This window comes from Pigmentiphaga daeguensis (assembly GCF_039523035.1).
In the GTDB taxonomy this organism is placed as follows: domain Bacteria; phylum Pseudomonadota; class Gammaproteobacteria; order Burkholderiales; family Burkholderiaceae_B; genus Pigmentiphaga; species Pigmentiphaga daeguensis.
This window is the reverse complement of sequence record NZ_BAAAEN010000004.1, coordinates 206,876-219,309: the sequence shown is the minus strand read 5'-3', so window position 1 is coordinate 219,309 and position 12,434 is coordinate 206,876. Positions and strand designations below refer to the sequence as shown.

The window sequence follows — 12,434 nt, the reverse complement described above, 5'->3', positions numbered from 1 at the left end:
TATGAAACGACCCGCATACTCACTCGTGGCGGTGGCCGTCGCCGCCTTGCTGGGGGGATGCTCGATGATCCCGACCTATGAGCGCCCGGCGGCACCGGTGGAGGCGGATTTCTCCGCCCACGGCGCCGCGCCGGCCGGCTCGCAGCCGGCCACGGCCGACATAGGCTGGCGCCAGTTCTTCGGCGACGAACGTCTGCAACGGCTGATCGCGCTGTCGCTGGAGAACAACCGCGACCTGCGCGTGGCGGTGCTGAACATCGAAGCGGCCCGGGCCCAGTACGGCGTGACGCGCGCCGACCAATTCCCCGGCGTCAATGCCAACGCCAACGGCACGCGCCAGCGTACGCCCGGCGACCTGTCGTACTCCGGCCGCTCGACCATAGGCAGCCAGTACCAGGTGAACCTGGGCGTGACGGCGTTCGAACTGGACCTGTTCGGCCGCGTCCGCAGCCTGAGCCAGGCCGCGCTGGCGCAGTACCTGGCCAGCGAGGAAACACGGCGCAGCACGCAGATCAGCCTGGTGGCCCAGCTGGCCAATGCCTACCTGAACGAGCGCTCCAGCGACGAACTGCTGGCGCTGGCCCAGCGTACGCTGAAGACCAGGCAGGATTCGTACAACCTGATCAAACTGCGCTACGACGCCGGCGCGGCTTCCGAGCTTGAGCTCCAGCAGGCCGAGTCGCTGGTGCAGAGCGCGCTGTCCGAGCAGGCCATCGCCGAGCGCAACCGGGCCCAGGCCACCAATGCGATCGTGTTGCTGATCGGCCAGCCCCTGCCGGCCGACCTGCCCGCGCCGCGACCGCTGAGCGAGCAGGCGTTGCTGGCCGACGTGCCGGTCGGTCTGTCGTCCGACCTCATCGAGCGCCGGCCCGACATCCGCTCGGCCGAGCAGCAATTGCGCAGTGCCAATGCCAATATCGGTGCCGCCCGGGCCGCGTTCTTCCCCAGGATCTCGCTCACCGGCGCGTTCGGAACCGCCAGCAGCCAGTTGTCCGGGCTGTTCGACAGCGGTTCGCTGGCCTGGAGCTTCGCGCCCCAGATCAGCCTGCCCATCTTCGACGGTGGCCGCAACCGGGCCAACCTCGACCTGGCCGAAGCCCGCAAGAACATCGCGGTGGCCCAGTACGAGAAAACGATCCAGACGGCCTTCCGGGAAGTGGCGGACGCGCTCGACGCCAAGGGTACCTTCGATCGGCAGATCCAGTCGCAACAGACTCTGGTGGATGCATCCCGCCGCAGCCTGGAACTGTCCGACATGCGGTATCGCAACGGGGTCGACAGCTATCTGCAACTGCTGGATGCGCAACGCGCGTTGTTCACCGCCGAACAAAGCCTGTTGCAGGCGCGCACGCAGCGCCTGAACAACCTGGTGGGCTTGTACAAGTCGCTGGGGGGCGGTTGGGAAGAGAACACGGTGGCCGCCAAGGCGGCGCCAACCTCTACCGTGCAATGAAACAAGGGGCGCTGCGGCGCCCCTTGTCATTCAACCCGTCGACATTTCATCCGTCCATGCCTGGTCCCGGAATGAACAAAGGGCGTCTCCCGCGAACGGGGACGCCCTTGCCGGGGCACCGCATGAGCTGCGATCAGCCGTTGACGTACTGGACGTTGTAGCGGCGGGCGTTCGCCTTCAGGTCGGCGATCAGGTTCAGAACCTGCTTGGCCGCGGCGCGCAGGGCTTCGAACGGACGGGGCTGTTCGAATTCGTTGGCCAGTTCGCCACGGATCAGTTCGCGCTCGAGCGTGTCGGTCAGCTTGCTGTCTTGAACGTATTTCATGGCTGTATCCTTTACAGTGGTTGCCTAGGTGCTATCCCCTAGGTGATAACCCTATATTAGGGGAAACCCCAGGATAAGGCAAGCCTTTGTCGCATCGCAGCATGAATGAGCGGTCAAGTGTTGCCCTCCAGCCTCAGTTTGGATGTTTATAAGTCACTCAACAGGGCAGAAAAATGGCGCCTGACGGCGCCGGAGGAAGGTTCAGCGGCGGAAGCTGCCCTTGACCAGTTGGAAACCAAACAGCCGGCAGGCCAGCGCGCCGTTGTAGACGGGCGTGCGCCGGAACGGGTCCAGGCGCAGCTTGCGGGGGAGTTCCAGGTCGCTGGTGATGACGTGCAACTGCCAGCCGCCGAATTCCCGCTTGAGCGTGCTGGCCCACTCCGACCAGAGCTGGCGGTCTTCCTCCAGGTCCAGGCGTTCCCCGTAGGGGGGATTGGTAATCAGCCAGCCGGCGCGTTCGTCCAGCGGGCAGGTGTCGCGCGCATCGGCCACCTCGAAATAGACCGCGTCTTCGGTCAATCCCGCCCGGTGGGCATTCTCGCGCGCCGCGTCGATCGCGCGCGGATCGATGTCGGCGCCGGCCAATTGCATGGGTAGTTCGGGCAGGATGCGGGCGCGGGCGTCATCCTTCAGGTCGCGCCAGCGGCGGTCCTGGTGGCCGCGCAGGCGCTCGAAGGCGAAGGGCCGCGAGATGCCGGGCGGCACGCGCAATCCCTTGAGCGCCGCCTCGATCAGGATGGTGCCGCTGCCGCAGAAGGGGTCGATCAGCGGCACGTCGGCGGGCCAGCCGGACAGTGCCAGCAAGCCCGCCGCGAGATTCTCGCGCAGCGGTGCCTCGCCCTTGTCCAGACGCCAGCCGCGCTTGAACAGCGATTCGCCGGAGGTGTCCAGGTAGAGCGTGGCGCTGGTTTCGTCCAGGAAGGCATGCACGCGCGCATCGGGCCGGACGGTATCGATGCTGGGACGTTCGCCCTCGAGTTCGCGCAGGCGATCGCAGATGCCGTCCTTGACCCGCAGATTGCAGAATTGCAGGCTTTTCATCGGGCTGCGCACGGCCGAGGTATCCACGCGCAGGGTCTGCTCGGCGCCGAACCAGCGTTCCCAGGGAGTGGCCCGGGCCAGTTCCAGCAGTTCGTCCTCGTCGCGCACGGCGCCGTGCGCGACCCGGACCAGGACGCGTGTGGCCAGCCGCGATTCCAGATTGGCACGCATCATGCCGTTCCAGTCGGCCGTGAAATGGGCACCGGCGCGACCGGCGTAGGCGTCGTCGTATCCCAGCCCATGCAGTTCGTCGACCAGCGCCTGTTCCAGGCCCTGCGGGCAGGGCGCGAACATGGCGAAGGTCTCGGCCTGCGCGCCGCGGGGCCGGGGTTCGGCCGTGGGGGCCGGGCGGCCTGCCTGCCGCTCGCGCGGGCGCGCGCCAGGCTCGTCGTCGCGTCGCCGCCGGTCCCGATTGTCGCCCGGCACGGATGCCGGCGGTTTCCCCGAGGGACGGCCTTCACGGCTTTGACGGACCGGGACGTCGTCCCTCGGTGCGTCCGCCGCGGTGGGCTGCTTGCCGCTTTCGAGCGCCGCCCGCGCCACGCGGTGGGCGCGCGGGCCCGAGCGGACGCGCCGGTCGGCATCCTGCGGGGCGCCGGACTGCCGCGGACGGCTGGGAAGGGAAAGCGTGGGTTTCTTGCGCTCGGGAGTATCGGACAAGACTTGGGCCAATCAAAAGGGTTTGACGACAACGAGAACCGTGGCGGCCAGCAACAGCAGCACGGGAACCTCGTTGAACCAGCGGTAGAACACGTGGGACCGGGCGTTGCGGCCGGCCTCGAACTTGCGCAGCAGGCTGCCACAGGCATGGTGGTAGCCGATGACGAGCACGACCACGGCCAGCTTGGCGTGCATCCAGCCGTTGCCGGGGCCGCGGCCTATACCATAGCCCACATACAGCCACAGGCCCAGCAGGACGGCCGGCACGGCCAGGATGGTGGTGAAGCGGAACAGCCGGCGCGCCATGCCCAGCAGCCGCGTGGCCGCGGCGGCATTGGTTTCCTGCGCCAGGTTGACGAAGATGCGCGGCAGGTAGAACAGGCCGGCGAACCACGAGGCGACGAAGACGATGTGAAAAGCTTTTACCCACAGCATAGGCGCTTCCTTGTCGATGCATGCGTGCCGCGAGGGCGGCGGAATCGGACGGCGGGACGGGCCAACGGGCCGCATCCGCCGCATGGCAGGGCGCGCGGCGTCAGCCCCGCGTCTGGCCGTCGCCGGTCAGGATCCATTTCAGCGTGGTCAACCCTTCCAGCCCGACCGGCCCACGGGCGTGCAGCTTGTTGGTCGAGATGCCGATCTCGGCGCCCAGGCCATATTCGTAGCCGTCGGCGAAACAGGTCGGCAGGTTGACGTAGACCGAGCTCGAATCGACCTCGCGCTGGAAGCGGCGGGCGGCGGACAGGTTCTCGGTGACGATGGAGTCGGTGTGCCGGGAGCCATGGGCCTCGATGTGGCCGATGGCCTGGTCCAGGTCGTCCACCACCTTGATCGACAGGATGGGGCCCAGGTATTCCGTGTCCCAGTCTTCCTCGGTCGCGGGCACGGCCTGCGGCACCAGCGCGAGGGTGCGCTCGCAGCCCCGCATTTCGACGCCGTGTTCGGCAAGCGCCTGTCCCATCGGGGGCAGGAAGGCCCTGGCCACGCCGGCATGGACCAGCAGGGTTTCCATCGCGCCGCAAATGCCGTAGCGGTAGGTCTTGGCGTTGAACGCGATGGTGTGGGCCTTGGCCAGGTCGGCGTCGCGGTCGACGTAGACGTGGCAGATGCCGTCCAGGTGCTTGATGACCGGCACCCGCGCTTCCTCGGACAGGCGCTTGATCAGCCCCTTGCCGCCCCGGGGGACGATGACGTCCACGAACTCGGTCATGGTGGCGAGCTTGCCCACGGCCGCCCGGTCGGTGGTCTCGACCACCTGCACGGCGTCGGCGGGCAGGCCGGCGGCTTCCAGGCCCGCGCGCACGATGCGGCCCAGCGCGGTATTGGAATGGATGGCCTCGGAACCCCCGCGCAGGATGGTGGCGTTGCCCGATTTCAGGCACAGCGCGGCAGCGTCGATGGTGACGTTGGGGCGCGACTCGTAGACGATGGCGATGACGCCCAGCGGGACCCGCATGCGCGCCACCTGCATGCCGTTGGGCCGCGTGCGGGTCTCGGTCAGTTCGCCCACGGGATCGGGCATGGCGGCGATCTGCTCCAGGCCGGCGGCCATCAGCCCCAGGGCCTTGTCGGACAGCGTCAGGCGGTCGACCATGGCCGCGTCCAGTCCGTTCGCCCGGGCCGCTTCCAGGTCCTTGGCGTTTTCCGCCTGCAGCCAGTCCTTGTGGTCGCGCAGGCCGGCAGCCATGGCGCGCAGCGCCGCGGCCTTGGCACGGTCGTCGGCGCGGGCGACCAGCCGGGCGGCGGCGCGGGCGCTGGCGCCGATCCGGCGCATGGTTTGGTCGAGCGTAGAGATTTCCATTCGTATGAATCGCAGGGGGCGGGGCGTTTCAGGCCGCGAGCCTGAGCGCCAGCCGCGTGATTTCGTGCCACGGATCCGGAAGGCGTCCCGGAACACGCAGCCCTTTGATGATCTTGTCCACCTCGTGGGCGTGGTGGACGGCGGCGGTCCAGGCCTGGGGCGTCAGCCGTTTGAGTGCCTGGTTGGCCAATTGTTCATGCGTGCCGAAAAAGCGCAGCGTGCGCATCAGCGCCGGCACGCTTTGCCCTTGCTGGCCGGCCTGGGCCAGGCGGGCCAGCAGGCGGATTTCCTCGCCCACCGCCCACAGCACCAGCGGCAGGGCCTCGCCCTCGGCGCGCAGGCCTTCGATCAGGCGCACCATGCGCTTGGCGTCGCCCGCCAGCATGGCGTCGCGCAGCTTGAATACGTCGTAGCGCGCCACGTTCATGACCGCGTCCTGCACCTGTTCCAGCGTCAGCGCGCCTTCCGGATACAGCAGGCCCAGCTTGAGGATTTCCTGGTGCGCGGCCAGCAGGTTGCCCTCGACGCGGTCGGCCAGCCATTGGAGGACCTCGCCGCCGGCGCGCTGCTGCTGCCGGGCCAGCCGCTCGCCCACCCAGCCGGGCAGCATCGGCCGTTCGATGGTGGGCACGTCCACGACGATGCCGTGTTCGGCCAGCGCCGAGAACCAGGCCGACGAGCGGGTCGTCTTGTCCAGCTTGGGCAGCATCACCACCGTGACGCTCTCGCCCCGCTGGCCCGGTGCCTGCCGGGCCAGCCGCGCGATGACCTCGCCCCCGGTCTTGCCGGGCTTGCCGGTCGGGATCTTCAGCTCCAGCAGCCGGCGATCGCCGAACAGCGAGATCGACTGCGAGGCGCTCAGTAGCGCATTCCAGTCGCTGCGGGCATCCGCCACCACCGTTTCCCGTTCCGTGAAGCCGCCAGCCGTGGCCGCCGCCCGCAAGGCGTCGCAAGCCTCGATCACGAGCAGGGGCTCGTCACCGGTCACCGTATACAGCGGTTCCAGCTGCTCGCCCGCCCGCTGAAGCTGGGCAATCAGTTGTTCTGGACGCAATTGCCTCATAGGGTGCCTCCGGCGGACCGTCGCTGCGATCCAGGATGCCGCGGATCCGGCTCCGCCGGTCCGCCAGCATCGCCCCTCGGGACCCGACGCCGGGCCGCCCCAAGGCGGGTCCCGGCCCCCTTGGGGGCTGCCGCGTAGCGGCTGGGGGCACACCATTCTGGGCGCGCGAAGCGCGTAGGGGGGGGCCTCATCTTCTTCATCAACTGGGCTGCTTGGACTCGACCGCGGCCATGCGGCGCAGCACCTGTTGCACGGCTTCGTTCTGCATGTCGCGATACAGCAGGTTGGCTTCGGAGTCCTTGGCCAGGGTATTCGCGTCGCTGAAGGTCAGGTCGCGCTTGAGCGCGATGGTCGTGGGCGGGATGTAGTCTTGGCCCTTGCCGTCGTGGACGCGGAAGGCGAACAGGTAGCGCAGCTCGAATTCGCGCACGCGGCCCGAGGCGTCCAGCGACAGGATGCTGCGTTCGCGCGTCTCCTGCAGGATCTGCAACTGGGCTTCCGCCGCCTTGGAATCCTCGACGATGCGCGTATTGGTCGTGTTGCGCACGTAGCGGCGCAATTGCGCGCCGAGCTCGGAGGTGTCGGCGGCGCCGATGTAGAGCGTGGAAAAGGGCAGGTCGGCCGTGCCCCGCAGCGCGAAGCCGCAGCCCGCCAGAAGCGCCAGCCCGCCGCTTGCCGCGGCTTGCAGCAGCATACGGCGTCGCATATCAGCAGAGGACGAAGAGGACAACGGTTTCATGCCAGTTTCCAAATCAAGACTTCACCAACGAAGCCCGTTGAGTTTCCCCAGGATGCGGTGGATCCGGCTCTGCCGGTCCACCCGCATTCGCCCCCTGGGACCCGGCGCCGGGCCGCCCCAAGGCGGGTCCCGGCCCCCTTGGGGGGCTGCCGCGCAGCGGCTGGGGGTTCACCATGCCGGGCGCGCGTCAGCGCGTACGGGGGGGCCTGCCTTTAGCCCACCACATTTACTAGTTTGCCAGGGACAACGATAACGCGTTTGGGGGGACGCCCTTCCAGGAACCTGCCCACGGCCTCGTGCGCGACGGCCAGGGCCTCGATGGCGACCTTGTCGGCGCTGCTGGGCACCGACAGCGAACCGCGCAGCTTGCCGTTCACCTGCAGCATCAGCTCGACCTCGTCGGTCACGAGCGCGGCCTCGTCCAGCTCGGGCCACGGCGCGTCCAGCAGGTCGCCATGGACCTGGGCATAGCCCAGGTCGCGCCAGGCCTGCCAGGTCAGGTGCGGCACGATGGGATACAGCACCGACAGCAGGATGCGCGTACCTTCGGCCAGCGCGGCGTCGCCGGTCTCGCCGTCGAGCCTGGCATCCTCCAGCGTGTTCAGCAGCTTCATGCTGGCCGAGACCACGGTGTTGTACTGGATGCGCTGGTAGTCGTAGTCGGCCTGCTTCAGGATGGCATGGACGTCGCGGCGCAGCAGCTTCACGGACTGGCTGGCGGACGACCAGTCGGCCGGGGCGGGGCGGCCCAGCGCCGCCTGGATGCGTTCGCGGTTCGCATGGCAGAAGGACCACAGGCGGCGCAGGAAGCGGTGCGCGCCGTCCACGCCCGAGCCCGACCATTCCAGGGTCTGCTCGGGCGGGCTGGCGAACATCACGAACAGCCGGGCCGTGTCCGCGCCCTGGGTATCGATCAGCGACTGCGGATCGACGCCGTTGTTCTTGGACTTGGACATCGTGCCCACGCCGCCGTAATCCACCGGCGAGCCGTCGGCCTTGAGCTTGGCGCCCACGATGGCGCCCTTGGCGTCGTACAGGTTCTCGACCTCGTTGGGCCAGAAGTATTCGATGCCGCCCTTTTCGTTCTTGCGCGAATAGATGTGGTTGAGCACCATGCCCTGCGTCAGCAGCTTGACGAAGGGTTCGCCGAACTTGACCAGGCCCATGTCGCGCATCACCTTGGTCCAGAACCGGGCGTACAAGAGGTGCAGCACGGCGTGCTCGATGCCGCCGATGTACTGGTCCATCGGCATCCAGTAGTCGTTGCGCTCGTCGACCATCGCGGCGTCGTTGCCGGGCGAGGTATAGCGCATGAAGTACCAGGACGAGTCCACGAAAGTGTCCATGGTGTCGGTCTCGCGCCGGGCGGGCTTGCCGCATTGCGGACAGACGCACTTCAGGAACGATTCGCTCTTGGCCAGCGGGTTGCCGCTGCCATCCGGGATCAGGTCCTCGGGCAGCACGACCGGCAGGTCCTTCTCGGGCACCGGCACCGGGCCGCAGGCCTCGCAGTGGATGATGGGAATGGGCGTGCCCCAGTAGCGCTGGCGCGAAACGCCCCAGTCGCGCAGGCGGAAGGTGGTGCGCTTCTCGCCCAGGCCCTTGGCCGCGAGGTCGGCCGCGATGGCATCGACGGCGGCCTGGTGGCCGAGGCCGTCGTACTTGCCGGAGTTCACCGTGCGTGCCACCTGCTTGTCGCCATACCACTCCTGCCAGGCGTCGGTGGAGAAGACCTGGCCTTCGGCCTCGATGACCTGCTTGATGGGCAGGCCATATTTCCTGGCGAACGCGAAGTCGCGTTCGTCGTGGGCGGGAACGCCCATGACCGCGCCGTCGCCATAGCTCATCAGCACGTAGTTGCCGACCCAGACCGGCACAGCCTCGCCCGTGAGCGGATGCACCACGGTCAGGCCGGTCGGCAGGCCTTCCTTGTCGCGCGTGGCCAGCTCGGCCTCGGTTACGCCGCCCTTGCGGCATTCCTCGATGAAGGCGGCCAGGGCGGGATCCGTGGCGGCGGCGTGCAGGGCCAGGGGGTGTTCGGGCGCGACGGCGCAGAACGTGACCCCCATGATGGTGTCGGCGCGCGTCGTGAAGACGTACATGCGGCCGTCCTGGATCAACTGGCCGGCGGCGTCGCGGATGTCGTGGGTGAAGGCGAAGCGCGTGCCCTCGCTCTTGCCTATCCAGTGTTCCTGCATCAGGCGCACGCGCTCGGGCCAGCCGGTCAGGTTGTTCTTGACCTCGTCCAGCAGTTCCTCGGCGTAATCGGTGATGCGCAGGTAGTAGCCGGGGATCTCGCGCTTTTCCACCAGCGCGCCCGAGCGCCAGCCGCGCCCGTCGATGACCTGTTCGTTGGCCAGCACGGTCTGGTCCACCGGATCCCAGTTCACCACCTGGGTCTTGCGGTAGGCGATGCCTTTTTCCAGCATCTTCAGGAACAGCCACTGGTTCCACTTGTAGTACCGCGGGTCGCAGGCGGTCATTTCGCGCGACCAGTCGATGCCCAGGCCCATCGCCTTCATCTGCTTCTTCATGTAGGCGATGTTGTCGTAGGTCCACTTGGCGGGCGGCACCTTGGACTTGATGGCGGCGTTCTCGGCCGGCATGCCGAAGGCGTCCCAGCCCATGGGCATCAGGACGTTGTAGCCCTTCATGCGCAACTGCCGGTACATGGCGTCGTTGATCGTGTAGTTGCGCACGTGGCCCATGTGCAGCTTGCCGCTGGGATAGGGCAGCATCGAGCAGGCGTAGAACTTGGGCTTTTCCGAGCCGTCGGGGTTCTTCGCGTGTTCTACCGTCAGGTAGGCGTTGGTCGCTTCCCAGTGCTTCTGGGCGGCGGATTCGATCTCGTTGGGAGCGTAGCGTTCCTGCATGGGTTCCGGGCTGGTCTAGGGTATTCTGGCGCGGCGATGACGCCATGGCCGCGGGCCTGGGCCGGCTCGCGCGGGGCAGCCGGCCGGCTAAACCCCTCATTATAGAAGCAGGCGGGGCCCTCCTGGGCCAGCGGTGCTAGACTGCCTGCCGCACTCTCTCATTCCCAGCATTGCGCCCATGTCCCTGCTCGACAATCTCAACCCCCCCCAACACGCCGCCGTCACGATCGAACCGCGCCACGCCCTGGTGCTGGCTGGCGCCGGCAGCGGCAAGACCCGGGTGTTGACCACGCGCATGGCCTGGCTGATCCAGACCGGCCAGGTCAGCCCGCACGGGCTGATGGCGGTCACCTTCACCAACAAGGCCGCGCGCGAGATGCTGACCCGCATCAGCGCGCTGCTGCCCATCAACACCCGCGGCATGTGGATAGGCACCTTCCACGGCCTGTGCAACCGCATGCTGCGCGCGCATTACCGCGATGCCGGGCTGCCTCAGACCTTCCAGATCCTGGACACGGCCGACCAGTTGTCGGCCATCAAGCGGCTGCTCAAGGGCGCGGGCGTGGACGACGAGAAATACCCGCCGCGCCAGGTGCAGCACTTCATCAACGCCGCCAAGGAAGAGGGGCTGCGCCACACCGAGGTCGAGGCCTACGACAGCTTCAACCGGCAGATGGTGGAGCTCTACGGCATGTACGATGCCCAGTGCCAGCGCGAGGGGGTGGTCGACTTCCCCGAATTGTTGCTGCGCTGCTACGAGCTGCTGACCCATAACGCGCCCATTCGCGAGCACTACCAGCACCGCTTCCGCCACATCCTGGTGGACGAGTTCCAGGATACCAACCGGCTGCAGTATCGCTGGCTCAAGCTGCTGGCAGGCGGCGGCGCGGCCCTGTTCGCCGTGGGCGACGACGACCAGTCGATTTATGCGTTCCGCGGCGCCAACGTCGGCAATATGGCGGAATTCGAGCGGGAATACGCCCACGAGCGGGTCATCCGGCTCGAGCAGAACTACCGGTCGCACGGACATATCCTGGATGCGGCCAACACCCTGATCCGCAACAACTCCGGCCGCCTGGGCAAGAACCTGTGGACCGACCAGGGGCATGGCGAGCCCATCCGCGTGTACGAGGCGCTGTCCGACGCCCAGGAAGCCCAGTGGGTGATCGAGGAGATCCGCTCGCTGGTGGGCGAGGGCAGGCTGCGCCGCGAGATCGCCATCCTGTACCGCAGCAACGCCCAGTCGCGGGTGCTGGAACATGCGCTGTTCTCGTCGGGCATCCCGTACAAAGTCTATGGCGGCCTGCGCTTCTTCGAGCGCCAGGAGGTCAAGCACGCGCTGGCCTACCTGCGCCTGATGGAGAACCCGCACGACGACACCGCCTGGATGCGCGTGGTGAATTTCCCGGCACGAGGCATTGGCGCCCGCACGCTCGAGCAGCAGGCCGACATCGCCCGCCTGCACAATTGCAGCCTGTATTCGGCGGTCAGCCAGGTGCCCGGCCGGGGCGGCAACAATCTGGCCCAGTTCGCGAGCCTGGTCGACCGCATGCGCTTCGAGACGCAGAATCTGCCGCTGCACGAGATCGTGGACCACGTGATCGAGGCCAGCGGCCTGATCCAGCACTACCTGCAGGAAAAAGAAGGCGCCGAGCGCATCGAGAACCTGCGGGAACTGGTCAACGCGGCGGCCGCCTTCGCCGCCGAGGACGGCTATGGCCTGGCCGATGCCGGCGCCTTGGCGCAGACGCTGCCCGAGTCCGGCGTCGAACTGCCGTCCCCGCTGGCGGCCTTCCTGTCGCATGCGGCGCTGGAGGCCGGCGACAACCAGGCCAGCGAAGGGCAGGATGCGGTCCAGCTCATGACCGTGCACGCCGCCAAGGGGCTGGAGTTCGAGGCGGTCTTCATCACCGGGCTGGAGGAAGGGCTGTTCCCGCACGAGAACAGCGTCCTGGAGCAATCCGGGCTGGAAGAAGAGCGGCGGCTGATGTACGTGGCGGTCACGCGCGCCCGCGAGCGCCTGTACCTGAGCTTCTCGCAGACGCGCATGCTGCATGGCCAGACGCGCTACAACATGCAGTCCCGGTTCCTGAGCGAGGTGCCCGAGGAGTCGCTGAAGTGGCTGACGCCGCGCAACGGCCGGGCCAAGGCGGTGGATACTGCCGGGGGCTGGGGACACGCCGCCTGGGGCGACGAGTCCGAGCGCGGCGGCTTTTCGCGGCCGGCCAAGGACGCGCCCTATGTGGGCTCGTCCGAGGGCTATTCGAGCCGCCGCACGTCCGATGCCGGGGTCGAGGTCAACGGGCGCACCTTCAAGGTGGGCCAGAGCGTGGCGCACCCGAAGTTCGGCGAAGGGGTCATCGTCAGCCTCATGGGCAGTGGCCAGGATGCCCAGGTCCAGGTCAATTTCGGCGGCGTGGGAACCAAGACGCTGGCGCTCGCCATGGCCAAGCTCGATCCGGTCTGAGCAGCTTCAGGC

Annotated in this window: 9 protein-coding genes; 2 read left to right on the top strand and 7 right to left on the bottom strand. The window is 67.8% G+C overall.

Annotated elements, in window-relative coordinates; genetic code table 11:
• Position 1 precedes the first annotated feature (1 nt).
• Positions 2 to 1,453: an AdeC/AdeK/OprM family multidrug efflux complex outer membrane factor gene (gene adeC / locus ABD104_RS07755; RefSeq protein WP_087841807.1), complete on the top strand. Its 1,452-nt coding sequence runs from the start codon at positions 2 to 4 to the stop codon at positions 1,451 to 1,453.
• Between the two features lie 133 nt (positions 1,454 to 1,586).
• Here adeC and ABD104_RS07750 read toward each other — a convergent pair whose 3' ends face one another.
• From ABD104_RS07750 to leuS, 7 genes are all read right to left on the bottom strand, one after another.
• Positions 1,587 to 1,778 (bottom strand): hypothetical protein, encoded by a 192-nt coding sequence (locus ABD104_RS07750; RefSeq protein WP_132980396.1) that lies wholly within the window; start codon positions 1,776 to 1,778, stop codon positions 1,587 to 1,589.
• 201 nt (positions 1,779 to 1,979) lie between these two features.
• Positions 1,980 to 3,479, bottom strand: coding sequence for a THUMP domain-containing class I SAM-dependent RNA methyltransferase (locus ABD104_RS07745; RefSeq protein ID WP_087841805.1), 1,500 nt, complete (start codon positions 3,477 to 3,479; stop codon positions 1,980 to 1,982).
• A 12-nt stretch (positions 3,480 to 3,491) separates the two neighbouring features.
• Complete coding sequence (locus ABD104_RS07740) at positions 3,492 to 3,914, bottom strand: CopD family protein (RefSeq protein WP_087841804.1); 423 nt, start codon at positions 3,912 to 3,914, stop codon at positions 3,492 to 3,494.
• A gap of 100 nt (positions 3,915 to 4,014) precedes the next feature.
• Entirely contained in the window at positions 4,015 to 5,274 is a 1,260-nt protein-coding gene (locus tag ABD104_RS07735; protein ID WP_343927360.1) for a glutamate-5-semialdehyde dehydrogenase, read from the bottom strand.
• Between the two features lie 34 nt (positions 5,275 to 5,308).
• Complete coding sequence (gene holA / locus ABD104_RS07730; RefSeq protein ID WP_279813818.1) at positions 5,309 to 6,343, bottom strand: DNA polymerase III subunit delta; 1,035 nt, start codon at positions 6,341 to 6,343, stop codon at positions 5,309 to 5,311.
• Positions 6,344 to 6,542: 199 nt separating this feature from the next.
• Complete coding sequence (locus tag ABD104_RS07725; protein WP_343927338.1) at positions 6,543 to 7,037, bottom strand: LPS-assembly lipoprotein LptE; 495 nt, start codon at positions 7,035 to 7,037, stop codon at positions 6,543 to 6,545.
• A gap of 257 nt (positions 7,038 to 7,294) precedes the next feature.
• Positions 7,295 to 9,955 carry a leucine--tRNA ligase gene (gene leuS / locus ABD104_RS07720; protein WP_343927337.1) on the bottom strand — a complete coding sequence of 887 codons (2,661 nt, stop codon included), beginning with the start codon at positions 9,953 to 9,955 and terminating at the stop codon, positions 7,295 to 7,297.
• 178 nt (positions 9,956 to 10,133) lie between these two features.
• On the opposite strand from leuS, the gene ABD104_RS07715 reads away from it, so the two are divergent.
• On the top strand, positions 10,134 to 12,422 hold the full coding sequence (locus tag ABD104_RS07715) for a UvrD-helicase domain-containing protein (protein WP_279813825.1): 2,289 nt from the start codon (positions 10,134 to 10,136) through the stop codon (positions 12,420 to 12,422).
• Positions 12,423 to 12,434: the final 12 nt, after the last annotated feature.

Coding starts and splice junctions, on each gene's coding strand:
- adeC (WP_087841807.1), top strand. CDS start 2: ATGAAACGACCCGCATACTCACTCGTGGCGGTGGCCGTCGCCGCCTTG.
- ABD104_RS07750 (WP_132980396.1), bottom strand. CDS start 1,778: ATGAAATACGTTCAAGACAGCAAGCTGACCGACACGCTCGAGCGCGAA.
- ABD104_RS07740 (WP_087841804.1), bottom strand. CDS start 3,914: ATGCTGTGGGTAAAAGCTTTTCACATCGTCTTCGTCGCCTCGTGGTTC.
- holA (WP_279813818.1), bottom strand. CDS start 6,343: ATGAGGCAATTGCGTCCAGAACAACTGATTGCCCAGCTTCAGCGGGCG.
- ABD104_RS07725 (WP_343927338.1), bottom strand. CDS start 7,037: ATGCTGCTGCAAGCCGCGGCAAGCGGCGGGCTGGCGCTTCTGGCGGGC.
- leuS (WP_343927337.1), bottom strand. CDS start 9,955: ATGCAGGAACGCTACGCTCCCAACGAGATCGAATCCGCCGCCCAGAAG.
- ABD104_RS07715 (WP_279813825.1), top strand. CDS start 10,134: ATGTCCCTGCTCGACAATCTCAACCCCCCCCAACACGCCGCCGTCACG.